Origin of the sequence: Agrobacterium larrymoorei (assembly GCF_005145045.1) — a bacterium.
GTDB classification, from domain to species: Bacteria; Pseudomonadota; Alphaproteobacteria; order Rhizobiales; family Rhizobiaceae; genus Agrobacterium; species Agrobacterium larrymoorei.
Genome location: NZ_CP039692.1, coordinates 1,040,810 through 1,065,153 on the forward strand (window position 1 = coordinate 1,040,810; position 24,344 = coordinate 1,065,153).

The 24,344-nt window shown below is 55.6% G+C and carries 22 protein-coding genes and 1 pseudogene; 13 read left to right on the top strand and 10 right to left on the bottom strand.

The window, feature by feature from the left end; translation table 11 throughout:
• From pheS to infC, 5 genes are all read right to left on the bottom strand, one after another.
• On the bottom strand, positions 1-1,083 hold the full coding sequence (gene pheS, locus CFBP5473_RS19115; protein WP_027674725.1) for a phenylalanine--tRNA ligase subunit alpha: 1,083 nt from the start codon (positions 1,081-1,083) through the stop codon (positions 1-3).
• Positions 1,076-1,954 carry a BUD32 family EKC/KEOPS complex subunit gene (locus CFBP5473_RS19120; RefSeq protein ID WP_027674724.1) on the bottom strand — a complete coding sequence of 293 codons (879 nt, stop codon included), beginning with the start codon at positions 1,952-1,954 and terminating at the stop codon, positions 1,076-1,078. Before CFBP5473_RS19120 ends, pheS begins: the two co-directional genes overlap by 8 nt.
• Before the next feature lie 129 nt (positions 1,955-2,083).
• A complete protein-coding gene (rplT, locus tag CFBP5473_RS19125; protein WP_027674723.1) occupies positions 2,084-2,488 on the bottom strand; it encodes a 50S ribosomal protein L20 in 405 nt (134 codons plus the stop codon).
• 40 nt (positions 2,489-2,528) lie between these two features.
• Positions 2,529-2,732 (bottom strand): 50S ribosomal protein L35, encoded by a 204-nt coding sequence (gene rpmI, locus CFBP5473_RS19130; protein WP_027674722.1) that lies wholly within the window; start codon positions 2,730-2,732, stop codon positions 2,529-2,531.
• A 199-nt stretch (positions 2,733-2,931) separates the two neighbouring features.
• Positions 2,932-3,471 (bottom strand): translation initiation factor IF-3, encoded by a 540-nt coding sequence (infC, locus tag CFBP5473_RS19135; RefSeq protein ID WP_027674721.1) that lies wholly within the window; start codon positions 3,469-3,471, stop codon positions 2,932-2,934.
• A 179-nt stretch (positions 3,472-3,650) separates the two neighbouring features.
• On the opposite strand from infC, the gene CFBP5473_RS19140 reads away from it, so the two are divergent.
• Both CFBP5473_RS19140 and CFBP5473_RS19145 read left to right on the top strand, forming a co-directional pair.
• Positions 3,651-4,445, top strand: coding sequence for an alpha/beta hydrolase (locus CFBP5473_RS19140; protein ID WP_027674720.1), 795 nt, complete (start codon positions 3,651-3,653; stop codon positions 4,443-4,445).
• A gap of 119 nt (positions 4,446-4,564) precedes the next feature.
• Positions 4,565-5,179 (top strand): transglutaminase-like cysteine peptidase, encoded by a 615-nt coding sequence (locus tag CFBP5473_RS19145; RefSeq protein WP_027674719.1) that lies wholly within the window; start codon positions 4,565-4,567, stop codon positions 5,177-5,179.
• Positions 5,180-5,226: 47 nt separating this feature from the next.
• Here CFBP5473_RS19145 and CFBP5473_RS19150 read toward each other — a convergent pair whose 3' ends face one another.
• Positions 5,227-5,826: a TetR/AcrR family transcriptional regulator gene (locus tag CFBP5473_RS19150; protein ID WP_027674718.1), complete on the bottom strand. Its 600-nt coding sequence runs from the start codon at positions 5,824-5,826 to the stop codon at positions 5,227-5,229.
• A 176-nt stretch (positions 5,827-6,002) separates the two neighbouring features.
• Here CFBP5473_RS19150 and CFBP5473_RS19155 point away from each other — a divergent pair, with 176 nt between their 5' ends.
• From CFBP5473_RS19155 to CFBP5473_RS19165, 3 genes are all read left to right on the top strand, one after another.
• Complete coding sequence (locus CFBP5473_RS19155; RefSeq protein ID WP_027674717.1) at positions 6,003-6,398, top strand: RidA family protein; 396 nt, start codon at positions 6,003-6,005, stop codon at positions 6,396-6,398.
• A gap of 196 nt (positions 6,399-6,594) precedes the next feature.
• A complete protein-coding gene (locus tag CFBP5473_RS19160) occupies positions 6,595-7,752 on the top strand; it encodes an efflux RND transporter periplasmic adaptor subunit (RefSeq protein ID WP_234881856.1) in 1,158 nt (385 codons plus the stop codon).
• Complete coding sequence (locus CFBP5473_RS19165) at positions 7,749-10,895, top strand: efflux RND transporter permease subunit (protein WP_051441221.1); 3,147 nt, start codon at positions 7,749-7,751, stop codon at positions 10,893-10,895. The genes CFBP5473_RS19160 and CFBP5473_RS19165 overlap by 4 nt, the downstream gene beginning before the upstream one ends.
• Before the next feature lie 56 nt (positions 10,896-10,951).
• Here CFBP5473_RS19165 and mbfA read toward each other — a convergent pair whose 3' ends face one another.
• Together mbfA and CFBP5473_RS19175 are read right to left on the bottom strand one after the other, a co-directional pair.
• The gene (gene mbfA, locus CFBP5473_RS19170; protein ID WP_027674715.1) at positions 10,952-11,935 is read right to left on the bottom strand and encodes an iron exporter MbfA; all 984 of its coding nucleotides are present in this window, start codon (positions 11,933-11,935) and stop codon (positions 10,952-10,954) included.
• A 131-nt stretch (positions 11,936-12,066) separates the two neighbouring features.
• Positions 12,067-12,615, bottom strand: coding sequence for a cupin domain-containing protein (locus tag CFBP5473_RS19175; RefSeq protein ID WP_027674714.1), 549 nt, complete (start codon positions 12,613-12,615; stop codon positions 12,067-12,069).
• A 148-nt stretch (positions 12,616-12,763) separates the two neighbouring features.
• Between CFBP5473_RS19175 and aptA the strand changes: the two genes are divergently transcribed.
• On the top strand, positions 12,764-14,098 hold the full coding sequence (gene aptA, locus CFBP5473_RS19180) for an omega-aminotransferase AptA (RefSeq protein ID WP_027674713.1): 1,335 nt from the start codon (positions 12,764-12,766) through the stop codon (positions 14,096-14,098).
• Between the two features lie 150 nt (positions 14,099-14,248).
• On the opposite strand, the gene CFBP5473_RS19185 is transcribed toward aptA, so the two are convergent.
• Complete coding sequence (locus CFBP5473_RS19185; RefSeq protein WP_051441225.1) at positions 14,249-15,658, bottom strand: FAD/NAD(P)-binding protein; 1,410 nt, start codon at positions 15,656-15,658, stop codon at positions 14,249-14,251.
• Positions 15,659-16,017: 359 nt separating this feature from the next.
• Here CFBP5473_RS19185 and repA point away from each other — a divergent pair, with 359 nt between their 5' ends.
• The 7 genes and pseudogenes from repA to CFBP5473_RS19215 all read left to right on the top strand — a co-directional run bounded on the left by repA (position 16,018) and on the right by CFBP5473_RS19215 (position 23,583).
• Complete coding sequence (repA, locus tag CFBP5473_RS19190) at positions 16,018-17,232, top strand: plasmid partitioning protein RepA (RefSeq protein WP_084631550.1); 1,215 nt, start codon at positions 16,018-16,020, stop codon at positions 17,230-17,232.
• Entirely contained in the window at positions 17,229-18,242 is a 1,014-nt protein-coding gene (repB, locus tag CFBP5473_RS19195) for a plasmid partitioning protein RepB (RefSeq protein ID WP_027674712.1), read from the top strand. The genes repA and repB overlap by 4 nt, the downstream gene beginning before the upstream one ends.
• Positions 18,243-18,441: 199 nt before the next feature.
• Positions 18,442-19,719: a plasmid replication protein RepC gene (gene repC / locus CFBP5473_RS19200; protein ID WP_027674711.1), complete on the top strand. Its 1,278-nt coding sequence runs from the start codon at positions 18,442-18,444 to the stop codon at positions 19,717-19,719.
• Positions 19,720-19,802: 83 nt separating this feature from the next.
• Positions 19,803-20,417: a biliverdin-producing heme oxygenase gene (locus CFBP5473_RS19205; RefSeq protein ID WP_027674710.1), complete on the top strand. Its 615-nt coding sequence runs from the start codon at positions 19,803-19,805 to the stop codon at positions 20,415-20,417.
• Positions 20,418-20,570: 153 nt separating this feature from the next.
• Positions 20,571-21,527 carry a glutathione synthase gene (gene gshB / locus CFBP5473_RS19210; RefSeq protein WP_027674709.1) on the top strand — a complete coding sequence of 319 codons (957 nt, stop codon included), beginning with the start codon at positions 20,571-20,573 and terminating at the stop codon, positions 21,525-21,527.
• A 178-nt stretch (positions 21,528-21,705) separates the two neighbouring features.
• A pseudogene (locus CFBP5473_RS25725) lies at positions 21,706-21,807 on the top strand (ATP-binding protein); the annotation flags it as partial.
• 45 nt (positions 21,808-21,852) lie between these two features.
• Positions 21,853-23,583, top strand: a complete 1,731-nt coding sequence (locus CFBP5473_RS19215; protein ID WP_027674708.1) for a recombinase family protein — start codon at positions 21,853-21,855, stop codon at positions 23,581-23,583.
• Positions 23,584-23,687: 104 nt separating this feature from the next.
• Here CFBP5473_RS19215 and CFBP5473_RS19220 read toward each other — a convergent pair whose 3' ends face one another.
• Positions 23,688-24,332, bottom strand: a complete 645-nt coding sequence (locus CFBP5473_RS19220; protein WP_027674707.1) for a recombinase family protein — start codon at positions 24,330-24,332, stop codon at positions 23,688-23,690.
• Between the last annotated feature and the right edge of the window lie 12 nt (positions 24,333-24,344).

The following is a 24,344-nucleotide window of genomic DNA, read 5'->3' on the forward strand; positions in this document are numbered from 1 at the left end:
TTAGCTGCTCAGACCGCCAAACAAAGTCGGCATGTCCAGCGGACGGAAGCCGTAATGGTTCATCCATCGGACATCGGCGTTGAAGAAATCGCGCAGGTCCGGCATGCCGTATTTCAGCATGGCGATGCGGTCGAGGCCCATGCCCCAGGCAAAGCCCTGATATTCATCCGGGTCCAGCCCGCCAGCGCGCAGCACATTTGGGTGCACCATGCCGCAGCCGAGGATTTCCATCCAGTCCTTGCCTTCGCCGAACTTCACGATCGGGCCGGAGCGGTCGCACTGGATATCCACCTCGAAGCTTGGCTCCGTGAAGGGGAAGAAGGACGGGCGGAAGCGCATGACGACACTGTCGACCTCGAAGAAGGTCTTGCAGAACTCTTCCAGGATCCAGCGCAGATTGCCGACATGCGCCTTCTTGTCGATGACGAGGCCTTCGACCTGATGGAACATGGGCGAATGCGTCGCGTCGCTATCCTGACGATAGGTCTTGCCGGGAATGACGATGCGGATCGGTGGCTTCTGCGCTTCCATCGTGCGGATCTGAACCGGCGACGTGTGGGTGCGCAGAACCTTCCGCTCACCCTTTTCATCCGGCTGGAAGAAGAACGTGTCGTGCATTTCACGCGCCGGATGTCCCTCGGGGAAATTCAGTGCGGTGAAGTTATAGTAATCGGTTTCGATATCCGGGCCTTCGGCAATGGAGAAGCCCATATCGGCGAAGATCGCGGTGATCTCGTCGACGATCTGGCTGATCGGATGGATGCGACCGCGCTCTGCCGGAGACTGGCGAACGGGCAGGCTGACATCGAGCGTCTCGGCCTTCAAACGCGCGTCGATAGCGGCGTCCTTGAGCTCCGTCTTGCGCGCCGTGATGACGTCCGTCACCTCGTTCTTCAACTGGTTGATCGCCGCACCACGCGTCTGGCGTTCTTCCGGCGTCATGGTGCCGAGCGTCTTCAGAAGTTCGGAAACGGAGCCCTTCTTGCCCAGCGCAGATACACGCACGGCCTCGATAGCGGCCTCATCTCCGGCTGCGGCGATGTCCGACATCAGTTGCGATTTCAAAGTGTCCAGTTCAGTCATCTTTTCCTGCCTCGCCGGGTGTCTTACCAGCGGCTTCGGTTTTAACAGCATTCTTTAGAAAGTCGGTCGCCAAGATAAAGCGTCGCAGATCACTACCCATCTGCACGCGCCCAATCAACCGGGCGAGCGGCAAAAATCGGCCAAGGACATGCACCAATCGACGCAATTCCGCGATTGCCGCTGCCGGAGCACGAGAAGCCCATGCATTATAGGCGGCAGGAAGTGTCATTTCGGCATCCTTGGCAAGCGTCGTCAGCGGCAGGAACAGCAGCCAGATATCCCGTGCCTGCGCTGTGGCCAGCGGCATGACGGACTGCGGCTCTTCCTCGAAATCCATGAAGCCGATCTGGCCATCCCGTATGAAGAAGTCCCTCACATGCGGCCTGCCATGACACAGACCTGCGGCGTGGAGGCTTCCAATCGCTGCGGCGGCATCGACGAGAAGAGGATCGTGGGCATTGCTTTCCTGCCCCTTAAACATCTTCAAAGTCCGCTGAACAGTAGGACCGACATCGGAAAGCACGATTGCGGTTTCTGAAGCGTAGATGATTTCGGGAACGGCAAATCCCGCCTGAGCGAATTCGATCATCCTGCGCTTTTCGCGCGCCATCATTTCGTTCGGCTTGAGAATGGGGGAGGGTTTGAGAAACTTGTATGGAAGCAGAGAGGCCAGGAAGGCCTGCAACTTCACCCACCACGGCGCTTTTTCCGTTCCCTGCCGCTTGATCCAGACCGAACCGACGGAAAGCTGCAATTGCTGAATGCGACGGTCGCTCGTCAGAAGGGTCTGCATGAGCGCAGCAATATCCGCGTCCTCAAGATGGACGTGGAAGCCTTTCTCCCTCTCTGTCGGATCGGCGGATTGCAGCATTCTCTTCCTGTCGGGTAGCGCATTGTGCGCCTCAAATGGCACGCGATGCTCTGGGTGCCATCAAAAGCAAAACCCGCACCGGTTGCCCGGCGCGGGTTTCAAATGAACAACAATTTGTCCGCGCCGTAATTACTTTACAGCGGATTCAAACTCGTTGGCCGTACCTGCATCCTTGAGGTACTCAAGAGCCTTCTTCGCGGCGTCTACGAGAGCGCCGAAAGCTGCCGGCTCATGGATAGCCATGTCGGACAGAACCTTACGGTCGACTTCGATGCCAGCCTTGTTCAGGCCGTCGATGAAGCGGCCATAGGTCAGGCCGAATTCGCGAACAGCAGCGTTGATACGCTGGATCCACAGAGCGCGGAAGTTGCGCTTGTTGACCTTGCGGTCGCGGTAAGCGTACTGCTTGGAACGATCCACCGCTGCCTTAGCTGCGCGGATGGTGTTCTTGCGACGGCCGTAGAAGCCCTTGGCTGCCTTGAGTGTCTTGGTGTGCTTGGCGCGGGAAGTTACGCCACGTTTTACGCGTGCCATGTCATGATCTCCTTAAAGTGTCCAAAAATGCGGAAAAGTCTTAGAGACCGTTCGGCAGGTAGTTCTTGACGACCTTTTTGCCGTCAGCTTCGGCCAGAACCATGGTTCCGCGCGCGTCGCGAATGAACTTGTTGGAACGCTTGATCATGCCGTGGCGCTTACCGGCGGCAGCTGCGAGAACCTTGCCGGTGCCAGTGATCTTGAACCGCTTCTTTGCAGCGGATTTCGTCTTCATCTTGGGCATTTTGCTACTCCGTTATTTTGTATCGAAACAGGCAGACGAAGCCTGTTTCAAGCTATTCAGGAACGGCCACGGCATGCCCTGCCGGACCGTTCGGACGCGCGCTTATAACCGCAGTTGATAAAAAGCGCAACGGGGAAGAAAAACTTCCCCTGCGAGAATGGGAAACCCCAGCTGGAAACGCGCATAAGCGCGCCCCCGCTTATGCCTTGGGTGCAAGCACCATCATCATCTGACGGCCTTCGAGCTTGGGCTCGGCTTCAACCTTGGCAATGGCCAGGGTGTCTTCCTTAACCTGCAGAAGAAGCTTCATGCCGAGTTCCTGGTGGGCCATTTCACGGCCACGGAACTTCAGCGTCACCTTTACCTTGTCGCCCTCATCGAAGAAACGGTTCATCGCCTTCATCTTCACCTCATAGTCATGGGTGTCGATGTTCGGACGCATCTTGATTTCTTTGACTTCGACGATCTTCTGCTTCTTGCGCGCTTCGGCCGCTTTTTTCTGGGTCGAGTATTTCAGCTTACCGAGATCGAGAATCTTGCAAACAGGCGGTTCTGCGTTCGGCGAAATCTCGACAAGATCAAGACCGGCCTCTTCCGCCATCTTTAGCGCCTGATCCGTCGGCATCACGCCGAGGTTCTGGCCTTCTTCATCAATCAGCTGAACTTTGGGAATTCTGATTTCCCTGTTTGAGCGCGGGCCTTCCTTAACGGGGGCATCGGCTTTGAACGGTCTGCGAATGGTCGTATTCTCCTGATCTGTTTCGGGATCGCGTCGGCAAAAACAGCTTGTCGGTGCAAATGGCGGAAATGTCGTGAATGCCGCCGCGAAGTCAATAGCACGTCCCAGCAAAAAAATCACCTCCTGTCGTGGTTTTTACGAATCTGTTCTACAGAGGGGAGAAAAAGCAGGAGAATGACATGACTAAGGCTGAGCAAAACATAGAGTATATAGCGGTCGGCACCGGCGAAGCCGCCCGTGAAATCGCCATCCTGTCACGCCCTGCGAAATTGCAGGATGACCGGCCCGCACTCGTCTGGCTTGGCGGTTATCGTTCGGACATGACAGGCACCAAGGCTGTCGAACTCGACCGTTTTGCCGATGAGGTCGGCCTCTCCTGCATTCGGCTGGATTACTCCGGCCACGGAGCATCGAAGGGCGATTTCGCCAAAGGCACGATTTCGCGCTGGCTGGAAGAAGCGCTTGCAGTCCTGAAATACAAGGCGCCGAAACGGGTGATCCTGATCGGCTCTTCCATGGGCGGGTGGATTGCGCTGAGACTGATCGAGGAGTTGCGCGCACAGGAAAACGGTCCTTCCGTTACCGGTCTCGTCCTGATTGCGCCCGCACCGGACTTTACCGCCGAACTGATCGAGCCGAACCTTTCCGACGCGGAAAAGACGTCGCTCATCGAACGCGGTTATTTCGAGGAGCCGTCCGAATATAGCCCCGAGCCGAACATCTTCACCCGAGACCTTCTGGAAGACGGTCGACAGAACCTCGTACTTAAAGGCGTGATCGAAACCGGTTGCCCGGTGCATATCCTTCAGGGAATGCGTGACGAAGATGTGCCATATCAGCACGCTCTGAGACTGGTGGAGCACCTGCCCGCTGACGATGTCGTCCTCAGCCTCATCCGCGATGGCGACCACCGCCTCTCGCGCCCACAGGATATAGATCGTATACTATCTGCGGTCAGAGGCCTTATTTCATAGGCAAATCGGCAACGCTCTTAACCATATTATTCATCTTGCATTCATCGAACCAGAGTTCCGATTGACACCCGACCCCTCTTTCTCTTAACACTTCGTTAAGACTTTTAGGGACGGGTTTCATGATGAACGCACCGCGGGCGCGTGCTCTGCTTGTAGCAGTTGCGGCCGGACTACTTTCTGCGGCCTCCGTGCAGGCAGAGAATAAGGGTAGCCCAGCCATGGTTACCGGAGGCATCACCTCTCAGCCTATTGGCCATTACGAGTTTTGCCAGCGTTACGCGTCCGAATGCGACATTCGCAGCAAATTGACACCCCCGCCGCGCGTCACGGAATATGGCTGGACGGTGGTCCGCGATATCAATACCGAGGTCAACACCACGATCGTCGCCATGACGGACCAGGAAGTCTATGGCAAGGACGAGTATTGGGAATATCCGAAAACCGCTGGTGACTGCGAAGACTTCGTTCTGCTGAAGCGCAAGAAGCTGATCGAAAAGGGCTTTGCCGTTTCCGACCTGCTGATCACCGTTGTCCGCAAGCCAGATGGCGAGGGCCATGCGGTTCTGACGCTGCGCACCAGCGATGGCGACTTCATCCTCGACAATCTGTCGAACGACGTGAAGCTCTGGACCGACACCAACTATACCTATCTGAAGCGTCAGGCGTCCTTCAACTCGGGTCGCTGGGTTTCCATCGAGGACGGTCGCGACGTTCTGGTTGGCGCGCTGCGCTGATCATTCCAAGGCATGATGGACGGCTTGCCGTCCATCTTAATTGTCGGTCAGTCTTTCCTGTTTGCCAGAAGGCCGGATGCGAGATGCCTGAAAGCATCTGCGGCTTTTGAGAATGCCGCTTTCGGCTCCTCCGCTGCTGCGATCCAAAGTGCTGCATTCAGCACCGCGCCGTTCAAAAGCCATGTCGCAGCTTTGGCGTCCATCGGCTTCAACGTACCGTCATCGATCAGGTCCTGCATTGTCTTCTCGATGCGCCTCAGGCACGCCGTCTGGTTCGGCCACTTCGCCGGGTCGCCAAGCACAGCCGGTCCATCCAGCAGCATGATGCGCTGAATCTCCGGTTCGAGCGCCATTTCGATATAGGCCATGCTTTCCGCCATCAGCCCGGCCCAAGGCGTATCGGCAGCATCTTGAACGACGCGCATTCGCTCTAGCATTTCGCCGTCGATCTGGTCGATGACTGCCTGTAAGAGACCCTTCTTATCCCCGAAATTGTGATAGAGCGCACCACGCGTCAGGCCCGCTTCGGCTGTCAGATCGTCCATTGACGAGGCAGCGTAACCTTTTGTCGCGAAAGCTTTTCGTCCGGCCAGTATAAGCTTCGCGCGCGTTTCTTCCACCATCTGCGCGCGTGTTTTCGCGACCATCTTCATCACTCCGAGATTAACATACGCTGCGTATGCTTATTGACATACGCAGCGTATGAACCATATTTGGCATACGGAACGTATATAAAACGTCCGGAACGCAAAGCAATAGGAATGGAGTTCGGCAAGCATTGGCCGAAGCGATGACCTGTTGCCGTCATTCAAGGAGACATGACATGACCAAGCGCGACGCAGTCTTTCCACCGGGCCGACATGCCCTTTATGACAATCACAAATACTCCGCCGCCATCCGCTCGGGCGACTTGCTGTTCGTTTCCGGCCAGGTCGGCAGCCGTGAAGACGGCTCGCCAGAACCGGAATTCGACGCGCAGGTGGCGCGCGCATTCGAAAATCTGAAGGCCGTCCTCGGTGCAGCAGGCGCAACGCTGGATGACGTCATCGACGTTACGACCTTCCACACCGATCCCGAAAAGCAGTTCGAAACCATCCTCGCCGTGAAGGACAGGAATTTCGATACAAAGCCCTATCCAAGCTGGACCGCCGTCGGCGTCAACTGGCTCGCAGGCTTCGATTTCGAGATCAAGGTCATCGCACGTCTTCCGCAGGCATAAATGCGATACAGTTTGAAGGCTCGTTGTCGTGACGAGCCTTCAAGAAACCGGCAATCTAAACACGCGAAAATACCCGATTTCCACTTGCCGACGCAGCCATTTGGTCCCTGATAAAGCAACATTTTCAACAGGCATTCGGGCGCTGAACCAAAATCAATTGTGCGCGTTACTTCGCCACCCATACGGAGTGGCAGGCATGATGATTTCTTATGTTCAACAGCTTGCCACGCGCTGCGCGCGCGTGTGCGGCATCGCAATTTCCAGCTTCTTAACATTACAGGCAAGCACGGCTTCCGCAGAGGACGCCGCCGCTGTGCCGGTGACCGCTTATATAGCCCGAACGGAAGTTCTGAACCGCGTAATCAACGGCATCGGCACCGTTGCCGCGCTTCAAAGCGTGACGGTACGACCGCGAATAGATGGTCAAGTGACGGAGATCAGCTTCGCCGAAGGGCAGATGGTCAAACAGGGCGATGTCCTGTTGAAGCTCGATGATCGCGAACTGGTGGCAGCACTTTCTTCCGCGAAAGCCAAGAAGGCACAGGATGAGGCCCAGCTGACCAGTGCGCGCACGGACGCGCAGCGTTACGGAGCGCTTGCGGAAAAAGGCGTCGCTTCCGCCTCCACGCTGGAGCAGAAAATTGCCTCAAGCCAGCAATATGCCGCTGCCGTTCAATATGACGACGCGATGATCAAGAGCGCCGAGACCCAGCTGGGCTTTGCCACAGTCGTCGCCCCGCTTTCAGGCCGTACCGGCTTCAAGCAGGTGGATGTGGGAAGCGTCATCAGCGCCAGCTCCACGGATGGCATCGTCACCATTACCCAGATCAATCCCATCGCCATCTCCTTCGTTGCGCCCGGCGACAGGTTCGGTGAAATCCGTGAAGCACTCAAAAAGGGCATCGCCGATGTGACGTTGATCACCACCGATGGCAGCAAGACGCTGGCCAAGGGCAAGCTGACGACGATGGACAATGTGGTCGATGCCTCCAACGGCTCGATTCACCTCAAAGCCACTGTCGATAACGCCGCCGAGAACCTCTGGCCGGGACTGCCCGTCGCCACCATTCTCACCGTCGAGCAGAAGTCCGGCGTCGTGGTTCCAGACAAGGCGCTGGCTCGCGGGCGTGACGGGCTTTATGCCTATGTCGTCGGCGCTGGCGACAAGGTGGAAAAGCGCAGCGTGAAAACGGCTTTCGTTACCGATGCACGCGCAATGGTGACGGAAGGCATCAAGGATGGCGAAAAGGTCGTCATGGACGGTCAGTCGAGGATAGGCGATGGTTCGCAGGTTTCCGTCACGCCATGGACGGGCTCTCCCACCGGTGAGCTTGCCGAGAAAGGGACGCCATGATGGAAGGTCCCGCACAGCAGGAAACCCAAAAACGCGGCTTTTTCGATTTCTTCATTCTGCATCCGGTCGCGACCGGGCTGATCATGAGCGGTATCTTTCTGGTCGGCGCAATCTGTTACCCCTTCATGCCGGTTTCGGCGCTGCCGCAGATCGATTTTCCGACGATCCAGATTGCCGCAAACCTTCCCGGCGCTTCGCCCGCAACAATGGCGTCCAGCGTGGCCCAGCCAATCGAGGAAGCGCTATCGCGCGTCAGCGGCATCACGGAGATGACGTCCAACAGTTCGCTTGGCACGACGAACATCACCGTTCAATTCGGATTGGATGAGGACATCCAGACGGCGGCAAGCGATGTGCAGACGGCGATCAGCGAGGCGGCGGGCCAGCTTCCGAAAGACATGACCTCTCTTCCGACCGTGCGCAAGGCCAACCCCGCCGATGCGCCGATCATGCAGCTTTCCGCCAGCTCCGATGTGCTGACGCTGCCGCAACTCGATGAATATATAGAGCGCAATGTCGCCTCCAAGATCGGACAGGTCTCTGGCGTTGCCTTCGTCAATATCGGCGGCAAGCAGAAGCCCGCAATCCGCATCGCGGTCGATCCGGGACGGCTGGCGCAGGCCGATGTGACGCTTGAAGATGTCAGAACCGCCATCGGCAATCTCAGTCTCAGCGCGCCGAAGGGCAATATAGACGACCCCACACGTACCTTCCCGATCTACACCAACGACCAGATCGGCAGCAGCCAGGAATGGAACGACGCCGTTATTGCCTACCGCAATGGCGGACCCGTGCGCATTCGCGATATCGGCCAGGCGACCGATGGCGCGGAAGACAACAAGATGGCGCATTGGACGAATGGCGAGCGCGGCATCGCGCTCGATGTGTTCCGCCAGCCGGGCGCTAACGTCATCGCGGTCGTGAACGCGGTGAAGGAACAGCTTCCCGCACTTCAGGCGTCGCTACCGAAATCCATCAAGCTCGAACTCGTCACCGACCGCACCACGACGATCCGCGCGTCCGTCAATGATGTGCAATTCACCCTGATGCTGACAATCGGGCTCGTCGTTGCGGTCATCTTTCTCTTTCTCAGAAATCTGCGCGCGACGATCATTCCCGTCCTTACGCTCCCAATCGCGCTTGCTGGCTCGCTTGCGCCCATGTGGCTGCTGGGTTTCAGCCTTGATAATCTTTCGCTCATGGCGCTGGTCGTCGCTGTTGGTTTCGTTGTGGATGACGCCATTGTCATGCTGGAAAACATCACGCGCCATATAGAAGAAGGCGTCCCTCCGCAGCAGGCGGCGCTGACTGGCGCGCGAGAGATCGGCTTCACCATAGTCTCGATCAGCCTTTCTCTTATTGCCGTGCTGATCCCAATCCTGCTGATGGGCGGCATCGTCGGGCGCCTGTTCCGCGAATTTGCCGTGACCCTGACGGTCGCGATCCTCATTTCCGCCGTGGTTTCGCTGACACTGACACCGATGCTGGCGGCAAAGTTCATCCGCCCCATTCCAGAAAACGAGCGCGGACGCTTTTACAAGGCCGGGGAAGTTTTCTTCAACAAGCTTTCCAGCCTCTATATCGACAGTCTGAAACCGGTCATCCACCATCGCTACATCACACTGACCGTATTCATCGCAACCATCGCGGCCACGGCCTATCTCTTCGTCATCGCGCCGAAAGGCTTCTTTCCGGAGCAGGACACGGGCTTCATCGCCGGTCTCTCGCAGGCATCGCCCGATATTTCATTCACCGAAATGGCAAAGCTTCAGGAGCGGGTAAGCGAGATCATCATGAAAGACCCCGCCGTCTATAGCGTCTTCATGGATATTGGCGGAGGCAATGGCGGCAATGCGCTTAATCAGGGTCACGTCAACATCACCCTGAAGCCGCTGGAGGAACGCGATGCGAGCGCCAGACAAGTGATCGACCGGCTGGGAACGGCTTTGAATGCGCAACAGGGCATCAAGCTGTTCATGCAGTCGGCGCAGGATATCAATATCGGTGCGCGTCCGGCCAAGACGCAATATCAGTTCACTTTGCAGGATGCCGACATAACTGAGCTCAGCGACTGGGCCAACAAAATCACGACGAAGCTTCAAACCGTTTCCGAACTGCGCGATGTTGGCAGCGACCAGCAGGCCGAGGCGCCAAACCTGACGATCAACATCGACCGCGCAGCAGCCACCCTCTATGGTGTGTTGCCTTCGGCCATCGATGACACGCTTTACGATGCCTTCGGCCAGAGACAGGTCGCATCCTTCTCGACCCAGACCGATACGTTCCGTGTCATTCTCGAGGTTCTTCCGAACCTGCAACGCGATATCGCAACCCTGGACCGGCTTTCGGTGCGTGCATCGAACGGAACTCTCGTGCCACTATCCGTCGTCGCAAAATGGTCGACGGATGGCACATCGCCCGTGTCGATTTCTCATCAAGGGCAATCGCCCGCCGTCACCGTTTCCTTCAACCTGGCTCCCAACGTCGCTTTGGGACAGGCAACACAGGTCATCGAGTCGACGGTCGCCAACATGCATCCGCCTGCGTCCTTGCAGACGACCTTCTCCGGCAGCGCCAAGGCTTTCAAGGATTCGCTCGGAACCATTCCGCTCCTCATCCTCGCTTCGCTTGTTGCCGTCTACATCATTCTCGGCGTGCTCTATGAAAGCCTCATTCACCCTCTGACGATCCTCTCCACCCTGCCCTCCGCCGGGCTTGGAGCGCTCATCGCCTTGCAATTTGCGGGCTTCGATTTCGGGCTCGTCGCCATGATTGGCGTCATACTGCTCATCGGCATCGTCAAGAAAAACGGCATCATGCTGGTGGATTTCGCCATTCAGGCGGAGCGCGAGGAAGGGTTGAACAGCGAGGACGCCATTCTCAAAGCCGCCCATATGCGCTTCCGGCCAATTCTCATGACGACGATGGCGGCACTTCTTGGCGGCATTCCGCTGGCTATCGGCCACGGTTCCGGCGCCGAACTGCGCCAGCCGCTCGGCTATGCCATCGTCGGCGGCCTCATCGTCAGCCAGTTGCTGACACTTTACACCACGCCGGTCATCTATCTTCTTCTGGATCGATTCCGCCGGGAGAAGGGCACGCCCGATGAGGCAGGCACATTGCCGGAGCCAAAAGCCGCATAGGTCGGATTTGATCGAACAACGACGGCTCGATCATCGCGAGCCGTCGTCATTATCTCTCACGCATTACCGATGAGAATACCGGCTGCAAGAACCAGAGATCCACCCAGAACAACCTGGAAAACGGCACGCAGGAACGGCGTTTCCATGAACTTGTTCTGTATGAAGGCAATCGCCCAAAGCTCCACGAACACTACGATGGCTGCAATGGCCGTCGCCGTCCAGAAGTGCGGAATGAGATAAGGCAGTGCGTGCCCGAGACCACCGACTGCCGTCATGATGCCCGACGCCAGACCGCGTTTCAGCGGTGAGCCACGACCGGAAAGCTTGCCATCATCGTGCGCTGCTTCGGTAAAGCCCATGGAAATACCGGCACCGACCGAGGCCGAAAGGCCGATGAGGAAGGTCTGCCATGTATCCTGCGTGGCAAAAGCAGCGGCGAAAATCGGCGCGAGCGTGGAAACCGAACCATCCATCAGACCGGCGAGACCCGGCTGAACATAGGTCAGCAGGAACTGGCGCTTGGCCGTTTCTTCCTCTTCCGATTTCGTTTCATCGGAGAGGTGCTTGTCTCCCAGCATACCGGCAATATCTTCATGGCCACGCTCGGCTTCGGCCAGATCGCCCAGCAGTTTGCGCGTTCCCGCATCCGTCACACGCTTCACCGCCTCGTCGTAGAAGCGAATGGCCTGCTGCTCCATCTCCTCCGCCTGCGCACGGATCTGCTCCAGCGGCAGGTTCTTGACCAGCCAGTCCGGCTTGCGCTCGTAGAAGCCACGCACATGTTCGCGCCGGATGAGCGGAATGACCTCGCCAAAGCGCTGGCGGTGCATGTCGATCAGGACATTCCGATGCGTCTGCTCGACCTCGGCCATATCCTCGAACACCTTGGCGGACTGTGGATACTGCGCCTTCAAATGCTCCGCATAGGACCGATAGATCCGCGCATCATCCTCTTCCGAAGAAATGGCAAGCGCCAGGATTTCCTGCTCGCTGAGAGATGAGAATGGGCGCTTGGACAGAGAAAACAGGCTACGGAACATCGAACTATCCTCTTTAGAATAATTCTAATTACTCCCAGCACTGAAGCGACGCAAGCCTGATTTAGATTGATTCTAAAAATATAACGAGTTTGCGAGCGGAATTTTTGCGCACCACCGGCTGGCTTCAAATTTCAAAAGCTCGGCGGCGTACAGGCGCTGATCACCTCGCAGGCAACGGGGCCGACGCACCGAAAGGTATGCGGCCTTCTGCTCTCGAAATAATAGGCATCTCCCGGCCCAAGTATGCGCCGTTCATCATCCACGGTTACTTCCAGCCGTCCCGACAGGACGATACCGCCCTCCTCTCCCTCATGAACGAGTGGAACACGCCCCGTGCTGGCCCCGGGCTGATAACACTCTTTCAAAATTTGCAGGCTGCGGCCAAAGAGGTTGTCTCCGATCTGACGATAGGAGATCGGCCCCTTGCCGATTTCCACCAGTTCTTCCGCCGCATAGAAAGCCTTGCGAGGCTTCTCGGGCTCGAACGCGAAAAACTCCGCGAGCCCAATCGGAATGCCGTCAAGTATACGCTTCAAGGCCCCGACCGAAGGATTGGCAGAGTTCGACTCGATCAGCGAAATAGTCGAGTTCGTCACGCCCGCCCGGCGCGCCAGTTCACGTTGCGACAGCTTGTGAATGGAGCGAAGATGCCGCAATCTGTTACCAATATCGACGCTCAACGAAACCTCCGCGTTTCACATGTTCGGTATAGCGCAAACATACACGTCTCCGTGCAATAATAACAGTAACTTAGCTTACTCAAGAAAAGGACTTGTTGAGCTGCCCAAAGTCGCGGATTGATGAGCGATCCAAATCAAGGGGAAACCGATGGACCATCAGAGCAAATCCAACATGCCCAATCTCGCCAATTTCTGGATGCCGTTCACGGCTAACCGCCAATTCAAGGCATCGCCGCGTCTTTTGGCCAGCGCGGAAGGCATGTATTACACCGATATCGATGGCAACAAGGTTCTCGATGGCACCGCTGGTCTCTGGTGCGTCAATGCGGGCCATGGTCGCAAGCGCATCACAGCTGCCGTCGAGCGGCAGCTTTCCACGATGGATTTTGCCCCCACATTTCAGATGGGTCACCCGATCGCCTTCGAATTCGCTGAGAAGCTCGCCGCCCATGCACCTGGCGGTGCCGCTGCCGAACTCGACCGTGTCTTCTTCACCGGCTCCGGCTCCGAATCTGTCGATACGGCGCTGAAGATTGCCATCGCCTATCAGCGCGCTATCGGCCAGGGAACGCGCACCCGCATCATCGGTCGTGAAAAAGGCTATCACGGGGTCGGCTTCGGCGGCATCTCCGTCGGCGGTCTCGTCAACAATCGCCGCGTCTTCCCGCAGATCCCAGCCGACCATATGCGTCATACGCTGGATGTGGAGCGTAATGCGTTTAGCAAGGGCCTGCCCGAACATGGCATCGAATTGGCCGAGGATCTGGAACGCCTCGTTGCCCTTCACGGCGCAGAAACGATTGCCGCCGTCATCGTCGAACCGATGTCCGGTTCCGCAGGCGTCATTCTGCCACCGAAGGGATATCTCGAGCGCCTGCGGGCGATTGCGGACAAGCACGGCATTCTCGTCATCTACGATGAAGTCATCACCGGCTTCGGTCGCCTGGGCACACCCTTTGCCACGGATTATTTCGGCGTCGTGCCGGATCTCGTCACCACGGCGAAAGGCATTACCAATGGTGCCATTCCCATGGGCGCCGTCTTCGCCAAGCGCTTCATCTACGACGCGCTGATGAACGGCCCGGACAACCAGATCGAGCTTTTCCACGGCTACACCTATTCAGGCCACCCCGTCGCCTGTGCAGCCGGTATCGCCACGCTGGAAATCTATGAAGAGGAAGGCCTGCTTACCCGCGCAGCCGGGCTGGCTAAGAAATGGGAAGACGCTCTGCATTCGCTTAAACGTGCACAGCATGTCGCAGATATCCGCAACCTCGGGCTTGTTGGCGCAATCGAGCTCACGCCGCGAGATGGCGCCCCGGGCACGCGCGCTTACGATGTGTTCGTGGACTGCTTCAAGAAGGGTCTTCTGGTCCGCGTCACCGGCGACATCATCGCCCTCTCCCCGCCCCTTATCGTGGAGGAGCACCAGATCGACACGATCGTTTCCACCATTGGCGATGCACTGAAGAGCGCAGCTTAAAGAGTTGCAAACGGATTTCCCAAGGCAGGCAGGTTCTTGCCTTGGGAACACCGGAAACATCCAGTTTTAGTCAAAATGTCCGCTTTCTCATCTCTTTGAAATCAAACGAGAAAAATATCGATAGCAAAGCCAAATAGTGCTTTGCTTTCCCTACTTCGTATGTACATTTTTGTGGGATTCTTGCAGACCGCTCGACGTCTCCTCACGTAGGAGACTGGCGATCTTTTCAGCGACATTGCGAGTCTGAACGCGTATGTCAGGCACAGCAGTAATTTCCCAAAACTGGCCCGCTGTCAAGGCTCCCACCGCAAACACCCCCTGCTTCGAGGCTCCATCGCAACTCATGACGTGAGACTCTGCGTCCACGCGAATGCCGAGCCCGAGCGCGTCCGTGTCGATCATATCCTGCTTCAGCATATGCTGCAGCAACGGCGAATGGCTGATCCCCGCCCGCTCCATTCCAGTGCAGTTGACCAGCCAGTCAAATGACACGCTCTGCTCTTCCTCTTTGCCTCTTTTGCGAAACGTCAGCAGATTGCCGTCAGCCGCCCGTCCAATTCTGGAGACGAAGCCCGCATGAACCTCCACGATACCCTGCTGAACAAGACCATCGAAAACCTCGTGAACCTGAGGGGCGACGCGGTGCCGGTGGATGTTCCACCAGGCAAGTGCATGGCGAAGGAAGCGCGACCGCTGGCTCTCGCCCAGTGACTGCCAGAGTTTCTGCGTGCGAGGACGCAGGCCGTCCATCACCGCACGCCACTCCGCCCCTGCCCTCACCTGTTGGCGAAGATCGAAAAGCATTTGGCTGATCTCGGCCCGCACAGGTTTGAGATTTGGCTCAACAGGATGAACCGGCGCGACGCTGTGCCCATGCGGGACCAGACCTCTGCGCGACACCACATGGATTTTTCCCCTATGCCCCATATTGCGCAGCGACAGAACCTGATCGATCATCGTCAGGCCCGATCCAAGAATACAGATCGTGTCATCCGGCTGAACCTTGGAAAGCCAACTCAGCCGCCATGGATTTCTCACCACCCGGCGAAGCAGAGCCGTATCCACCTCTCCAGTTAGCCGCGGCAAACTTGCTGTACCGACACCCAGACAGAGCACCGCATTTTTGGCTTCCAGCAACCGGCCATCATTCAGCCTAAAGACGGCGCCGGTGTCATCGCAGGTGTCGCAGGACACAGCCTTCGCCTTGATGAAGTCCACTCGCGCACGCTGGCGCTGATCTCGCAAAAGGGCAGCCAGGGTGTCGCGAAGATAAAGACCGTAATCATTACGGCTGGCAAAACCCGAGCCGCCGAGACTTCTCCCGCGCTTCTCTAGCCAGTCCAGAAAATCATTTGGCCGATCTGCAAACGCGCTCATGCGCGCTGCCGGAACATTCAGTCGGTGCAGGTGAAGCTCGGTGCGATACGCCGTCCCACGTCCGAAACCCGCGTCGTCGCCGACAATGGCAATCGAGGCGTTCGCCGGTAGCAACTGCAAAAGGTTCGTCACTAAGCTGATTGCCGAAAAACCAGAACCCACCACGGCAACGTCATAGATCATAATGACCTCCTTCTTTATTGCACCGTGCAAGAGAGCCCAGCCGAATGAGAAATGCAAATGGATTTCGATCCGCTTTATCCCCTCTCATTTTGACGGGGTGACGACACTTCCAATGGTGGCGTCGGCTGAAGTTAGCCGCGGCTAACAGGCTCGCTTCCACCAAGATAATAAGGAGCGCGAGAGCTTCATCACAGCAAATTACGCAAAAAACGTCTCTTAGCCCGCTGAAAAGATTCATGTTTGGGGCAGAATATTGCCTATTGCGCCAAAAAGAGAATCGGCGCTTATATCTCAGTTGCGGAAATTTCCGATTTCAGCGGTAAAAACCGCAACTGATCCAACAAGTGGAAAAGAGAGAGATGACACCAGGCGCCGATCCAAACACTGCTGAAAGAGCACCCGATCTGACGGGACTCATTTTACAGCATTCGGCTGCGTTGTCTGCACAGTTGCAAGCGCATAACGCAAATACATTTGCGCCGCTGGCTGAAAAGACAATGAGGCATTTCTCTCCGTCCGAGACGGCAAAGCTGATTGGCATCGGCGAGGCCTATCTGCGCCAGATCGCCGCTGAACTGCCTGACCTGAATGCGTCTCAGGGCGGTGGCCGTCGCAGCTATTCGGTGGAAGACATTCACGCCATCCGCAAGCATCTGGATCAGGGTGCGCGTGGTGGACGTCGCTATCTTCCGCATCGCCGTGAGGGCGAAGAGCTTCAGGTCATCGCAGTCATGAATTTCAAGGGTGGTTCCGGCAAGACCACCACCTCGGCGCATCTGGCGCAATATCTTGCCTTGCGCGGTTACCGCGTTCTGGCCATCGATCTCGATCCGCAGGCAAGTCTGTCTGCACTCTTCGGCCACCAGCCGGAACTCGATGTCGGTCCGAACGAGACGCTCTACGGCGCAATCCGTTATGATGAGGAACAGCGTTCCGTTGCCGAGATCGTGCGGGGAACTTACATTCCCGATCTGCACATCATTCCGGGTAATCTGGAACTGATGGAATTCGAGCACGATACCCCGCGCGCCCTCATGCGCCGTGCACCGGGGGATACGCTGTTCTTTGCCCGTATCGGCCAAGCTATCGCCCAAGTGCAAAACTTCTATGACGTGGTCGTTATCGATTGCCCTCCTCAACTTGGTTATCTCACGCTCTCGGCGCTGACAGCAGCGACCTCCGTTCTCGTCACCGTTCATCCGCAGATGCTCGATGTCATGTCGATGAACCAGTTTCTGGCCATGACCGGTGATCTGCTGGCGGAAATCGGCAGAGCCGGTGCGCGGTCGGATTATCACTGGATGCGTTATCTCGTCACCCGTTTCGAGCCAAGCGACGGCCCGCAGAACCAGATGGTCGCTTTCCTTCGTTCGATCTTCGGAGAAAACGTTCTCAATTATCCGATGCTGAAGAGCACTGCCGTCTCGGATGCTGGCCTGACAAACCAGACTCTCTTTGAAGTGGAGCGCACGCAATTTACCCGCTCCACCTATGACCGTGCGTTGGAATCCATGACTAATGTGAATGCCGAAATCGAAGGCCTGATTAAAAAAGCGTGGGGTAGAACCGCATGAGCAGAAAGCAAATCTTCGCCAATCTGGGCGGCTCCAACCCTGAGAATACAGAGGCACCCGTCGAGCGTGCCCGCCCGCGCATCCGCCCTATTCTCGGTTCGCCAGAGTTAGTCACGGATATCGTCAATTCGCCCGTTGGAATGATCGGTCAGTCGCTCAGCGAAGTGTCCGAACGCAGCAAGCGTGCCGAGGAAATCGAGAAGAAGCTTGCCGAAGGCCTAGCAATCGTTGCGCTCGATCCAACCGATATCGATCCGTCTTTCATTCCCGACCGCATGCCCGCCTCTCGCGAAGCCGATGTCGGTCTGGTGGAAGCAATTCGCGAACAGGGTCAGCAGGTGCCGATCCTCGTTCGTCCCCATCCCGACAAGCCCGGTCGTTATCAGGTCGCCTTCGGTCATCGCCGTCTGCGCGCCGTGGCCGAGATCGGCATACCCGTTCGGGCCGTCGTTCGAGAGTTGACCGATGAGCAGCTTGTCGTTGCTCAAGGCCAGGAGAACAACGAACGCCGTGACCTGAGCTATATCGAAAAAGCCCGCTTTGCCCAGAAGCTTCAGCTGCGCTTTTCCCGTGATACGATCATGGCGGCGATGTCCCTCTATAAGAGCGATCTTTCCAACATGCTGTCGGTCGTAGGGCGCATCCCGGATGATATTGTCGATATGATCGGCCCGGCACCGGGTGTCGGACGGCGCAACTGGATGGATCTTGCGGACCAGCTGGCCTCTTCGAAGGAGAATGAAGCTGCACGGTCTTTCCTTCAGGAAGAGCGCGTCGAAAAGCTGCCGTCCGAAGAACGCTTCAAGGTCTTGCTCGAATATCTCAAGCCGAAAGTTGAGCCGAAGCGTAGCGGCGTGTTGTCATCCACAAGCGGACAGAAGCTCGCCAAGATCGTCGAGACGGACCGGAAGATCGATATATCCATCGACCGTAAGGAAGCGCCTGAATTCGCATCCTTCGTTCTGGAACATCTGCAATCGCTGTTTGAAGAGTACCGCTCGAAGCAGTGATGCCGACTTGAACCCTCAACTGAAATCGTAACAGGAGCAGCAAGCCCAAAAGAAAAAAGCCCCCGAACGTTGCCGCGCGGAAGCCTTTCTTTGATTTAAGCACCCGAAGAATCTCATTTCCGCGAATCATAGTCAAGAGTCTTGGCATCGAATTCTCTTCGGTGAGCGATTTTCTTTTGCCTTTTTGAAGGTGAAAGACATGAATAGCGATATTGTAGCGACGCCTTTCGGGCGGCGAGGGGTTAGCTATGCCCAACTCGCACGTCAGTTTGCGTCGCAGAAGGTCGATCCGCATCAATCGGTCGACAAATGGAAATTGTTTCGCCGCATCTGCGAAGCCCGCACCACACTCGGCGTTTCGGATCGTTCTCTCAGTGTGCTCAACGCATTGCTGAGTTTCTATCCCAAAACCGAGCTTAGCGAAGAACATGGATTGATCGTCTTTCCATCCAACGAGCAACTCTCGCTTCGCGCCCACGGCATGTCAGAACAAACGCTGCGTAGGCATCTCGCTGCCTTGGTGGATGCAGGACTGATCCTGCGCAAGGACAGCCCTAATGGAAAACGCTATGCCCGCAAAAGCAGGGCAGGCAGCATCAGCGATGCTTACGGTTTTTCGCTCGCACCTCTCTTGTCCCGGTCTGCCGAGATAGAAGACATTGCGGAGACTTTGGCGGAAGAACGTTTGCAGCTTCAGCGTCTGCGCGAAAAGGTCAGCCTTTGCCGTCGCGATATTCTGAAATTCATCGAACTGATGGCAGCCGAAGGCGAAGATGGTGCATTCGACATGCTTCAGGCTCGCTACTGCGTCATCACCTCGCAGCTTGATCGCAAAACCAAGGCTCCTTATTTGGCCCTCATTCTGGAACAACTGGTCGAAATCCGCGATGAACTGGCTAAGTTTTTGAAAAATCAGCTAGAAAAGCAAAAACCAAGCGCCAATGCCTATCAAAATGAGCGGCTTATACAGAGTTCAGAATCCGAATCTCATCTTGAAACGCAAAATCATTTTGACGACGAGGATCAGCAAGCAGCCACGGCTTTCGTAGAGCCGCAGGCGTTAACAAACCCTTCTCCCGCTTCCCACATCCACAGGCACCAGAACGGCACAGCTTCAGAAGAAAGCTACGATCTCCAGACGGTTCTAAGAGCATGCCCGGAAATATCATTCTATGGACCGAATGGGTCGGTCAGGAGCTGGAATGACCTCAAGAACGCTGCAAATGTCGTGAAAAACATGCTCTCGATCAGCCAATCGGCCTATGATGAGGCACAGATGGCGATAGGTCCGGAAGCAACTTACGCAATCATAGCGTGTATTCTCGAGCGATCGGAACAGATAACGTCGGCTGGCGGTTATCTCCGCAGCCTGACGAATAAGAAGAAAGCAAACGCATTCTCCATCAAGCCCATGCTCATGGCACTGCTGCGAGCCAGAATGTCCGCACAGATGCAAGCGAAACCGTTACTATGCTAAGAAGGGGCTGCCACATTTAAATTTGACTTTAAAAGGAAAGATTTTTATGTGCGGACTGAATGATCCACGAGGAAGCTTAAAAGATGACGACCGCAGGCCTTGCAATTGATGTGACAGAGATCGAGCCCAGCCGCACCAAGCGTCTGAAAGCGGCAACGCGGCAAGCCCATCAGGCACTGGATAGCTTCATCATGTCGGCAAAGCCGTTCGAAACCCGCGAGAACTTCGGCACCTTCCTCAAGACACAGTATCTCTTCCATAGAGACCTCGATGCATTCTTCTTCAACCATACGCTGGACGGCCTGCTTCCGGACCTTCACGGTCGTCGCCGACTGGATTTGATCGCTCAGGACCTCGCTGATTTGTCGCTGGAAATTCCCGGAGAAGAAAACATTCGCTTCAAGAAGGACGATGCAGAATTCGATCTGCCTGAGGCTATGGGCTGGCTTTACGTCGTTGAGGGCTCCAATCTCGGTGCCGCGTTCCTGCTCAAGGATGCTGCCAAGCTTGGTCTCGATGAAAACTTCGGCGCAAGACATTTGGCAGGCGCTCCAGAGGGCAGGGGATTGCATTGGCGCACCTTTACCGCGGCTCTTGATGACATCGATCTGTCCGAAGAAGAGGAAGCCCGCGCGATTGCAGGGGCCGAAGCAGCCTTCGTTTCCGTGCATGAATACGCCAAGCGAATGATGGCTTAGAACATCTGTCACGCCAGAACATCGACCTTGAAGCGGACTGGTCCGAGCTCGCAAGAGATGCTTCAATAAAACTCATAACTCACGGGTTGAGCAGCAGTTGCCTTTGAAGGGCCGCTATCCTAAATCAGACGGGCTTTTGAAAAGGAACTGCTCATGGCGAAGATCAAGAACGTCGCGATCCAGATGGATCATGTTTCCGGAATCAACATTGCTGGAGACTCGACATTCGCGATCAGTCTTGAAGCGCAGGCTCGGGGTTACCGCCTGTTTCATTACACGCCGGATCGCCTCTCCATGCGCGACGGCAAGATTTACGCGACCGTCGAACAGATGGAATTGCGTGACATAAAGGGTGATCATTACTCCCTGTCCGAGCCGGAGCGGATCGATCTTTCGACGATGGATGTCATTCATCTTCGCCAGGATCCACCCTTCGATATGGCCTACATTACCTCCACGCATCTGCTGGAGCGTATTCACCCAAAGACCCTCGTCGTGAACGACCCGGCATGGGTGCGCAATTCGCCTGAAAAGATTTTCGTCACCGAATTCGCAGACCTGATGCCAGCGACGCTGATCACGAAGGATATCAGCGAAATTGCGCGGTTCCGCGAGGAAATGGGCGATATCATCCTGAAGCCGCTCTACGGAAATGGCGGGGCAGGGGTATTCCATTCCGCCCGTGATGACCGCAATTTCTCTTCGCTTCTGGAAATGTTCGGCCAGATGTTCCGTGAACCTTACATCGCACAGCAATATCTGCCGGATGTTCGAAAGGGCGATAAGCGTATTCTGCTTGTCGATGGCGAGCCGGTTGGCGCAATCAACCGCGTTCCTGCGGAAAATGATGCGCGTTCCAACATGCATGCCGGTGGTCGCCCTGAACCGACGGAGCTGACTGCGCGTGAAAGAGAAATCTGCGAACGGATTGGTCCGGCGCTGCGCGAACGCGGCTTCCTTTTCGTCGGCATCGATGTCATCGGCACCTTTATGACCGAGATTAACGTGACCTCTCCAACGGGTATCCGTGAAGTCAGGAAGTTCGGCGGCGCGGATGTCGCAAGCCTGCTTTGGGATGCCATCGAGAGGAAACGGGAAGCTCAGGGCTAACACTGCCGCACAGGTTTGTTCTACTACCACAACCTTATGCAACTTTAATGCAGCGTAAGCGAGAAATTGTTCGCTGCATGTTCTTGTTTTATTCATGGTGATGTGCAAGGTTGCAACCACGGCCTGAAAACACGCATGATCTGCGCAGATGAAGGTCGCAGGCATAGGGGCAGTTTTCATGGTATCGCGCGTCAATACGGTTGCGTTTCAGGGCATAGAGGGTGTGCCCGTCGAAGTTCAGGTCATGGTGGCGCCCGGTAAGGTCGGTATCCAGATGTTGAGGTGGATTAATTTATAATGTAGATGCTCTTTCTAAGGAGAGAGCATGAAACCTAAAGCATATTCTTATGTCCGCATGTCAACTGATGTTCAGCTCAAGGGCGACAGCCTACGGAGACAGACCGAAGAATCAAAACGCTACTGCGAGGAAAACGGCCTAGAACTCGTTGAGGATTTCAAACTTCAGGACATAGGTGTCTCTGCTTATCGAGGAAAGAATGTCACGCAAGGTGAGCTTGGTAGATTTCTCTCCCTTGCTGAAAACGGCATGATCCCAGAAGGATCGTTTTTAATAGTCGAATCACTTGACCGCATCAGTCGCGAAAAGCCTCAGACGGCGGTTGCGCTATTTCTTCAAATTCTGGAGTCAGGAGTAGATATTGTCACATTAACCGATCGGCGGGTATATAAGTCCGGTAGCGCCGACGTTGCTGATATACTTCTCTCGGTCGTGATCATGGCTCGCGCCTATGAAGAATCTCGGACCAAAGGTCTACGGGTCGGCGCGGCATGGGAGAACAAGCGAAATAACATCCGAGAGACGAAACTCACGCAAGTCGCACCCGCATGGCTGAGTTTATCTGAAGATCGACGAACCTTTAACGCTATCCCCGAGCGTGTCGCGGTTTTACAAGCCATTTTCAACAATGCTGACAATGGCAAAGGTTCATATCAGATTGCTCGAAAACTCAATTTAGACAAAATCCCGACATTCGCTCCGTCAAAAGGCTGGCATGAATCATATGTCTCGAAGCTTCTGACCAATCGCGCCGTGCTTGGTGAGTTTCAGCCTCACAGATATATTGAAGGTAAACGTACACCGGCGGGTGAACCAATCACGGATTATTTTCCTGCCGTTGTTTCACTAGACCAATTTGAAAGGATACAGGCTGGTCGCGCGGTCAGAAAGAATCGAGGGAGTGGTCGCAAGGGCCGTAACAACGTTAACCTCTTTTCAGGCGTGGCGACTTGCGGTTACTGCAATGGACGAATGATGATCCTAGACAAAGGCTCTGGACCAAAAGGCGGGATCTACATTCGGTGTGAAAATGCCCGCCGTGGAAATGAATGCTTGGCAGCGGCGTGGCCGTTGAAGCACCTAGAAACTGCGTTCCTCACCTTCGTTAAGGAGCTGGATCTGCCGTCGTTAATCGTCGATTCTTCGGCTAAGGCCGATAGATTGATCGCAGAAGGACGACTGGCGGCGATTTCCAACGAACTAACGAAGAAGAAAAAAATGCGAGAGAGCGCATTCGATCTTCTGTCGGATGAAAGCGTCGGTACAGACTTCGTTCGAGAGAAACTTGCTGATCTGGCAAGCGAGATCCAGCGGATCGAGAAAGAACAGGTAGAACTCAAATTTCAGACAATGCAGGAATTTGCCCGACAAGATCATAGCGACCTTAACATTCAGAAACTTGTTGAAGCGATATCAGCTGGGCCAAAAGAAAATTTGGATAGTCGGATCGGGATTGCGGATTGGATTCGTCGCAACGTTCCAAAGATGATGGTATATCCTGACGGACACGCTGGTCCCCAGCGCGAAATTGACCGGATGGCCTCAAGTTTGGATCCACATGTCGCTGATCTCCTGAACACTTCGATTTCTTTTGCAAGGCGAAATGAAGCACTAGTTGACGGCTCGCATAGGCGGTTCGTGGTGGGATTTGGGGGGCATAGGTTCCGAGCAGTCGAAGTTGACCGAAATGATCCCACCAAACAAATCGTTATGGCGTTTTCCAACGACGAAAACTGGGGAATAGAAAGGGGAGGTTAATTCCAGTTTGAGCACGCAGTGATTGATCCAAACGACTTTAACATATTATCGCATGGAGGATGGGACATATCGGTGCGTTTATAGAAAGTTGAATAAAATCGCGATTAATTTAATCGCTGAAGTTCGCTTAAATGGCGGAGAGAGTTTTTGACGCTTTGCGGATGAAAGATGCCACCTCTCGCTGATTTAACTCCCGCCTCATTGAGGTAACGCGCGATGGCTGAATAAGTCATCGAAGTCCAACCTTCTGGAAGATGGGTGTGCAGATCAACTGCCCGACGCTCAGCCTCCCTCCGATTGAGCCGCGCTAAGCATTTTCCGTGGATACCTAATTTGGTGCCTCTTCGTTTTGCTTCGGCTAAAGCGGCTTTGGTTCTTGCTGAAATTAGCCGACGCTCTTCTTGAGCTAGAGCGGCAAAAATATGGAGCTGAAATGCCGAAGCGGTTGGCATATCTGCAACGACAAACCCGACATCGCTTTCCATCATTTTGGCGATGAAGCTAACGCGTCTCGAAAATCGATCGAGTTTCGCGATCAGTATCTTCGCTCCGAATCTTCGAGCGGTTTTGATCGCTTCCGCCAAATGAACCCGGTTGTCTCGCTTTCCCGAAACCGTCTCCACAAACTCACTGACGAGTTCGTCATCAGTTTGCAAGAAGCTTGCAATCGCTTCCTTTTGCGCTGCCAATCCGAGGCCAGAATGCTGCTGCTTGGATGTCGAGACGCGGTAATAGGCGATGTATTTCATGTTGCTCCGTCA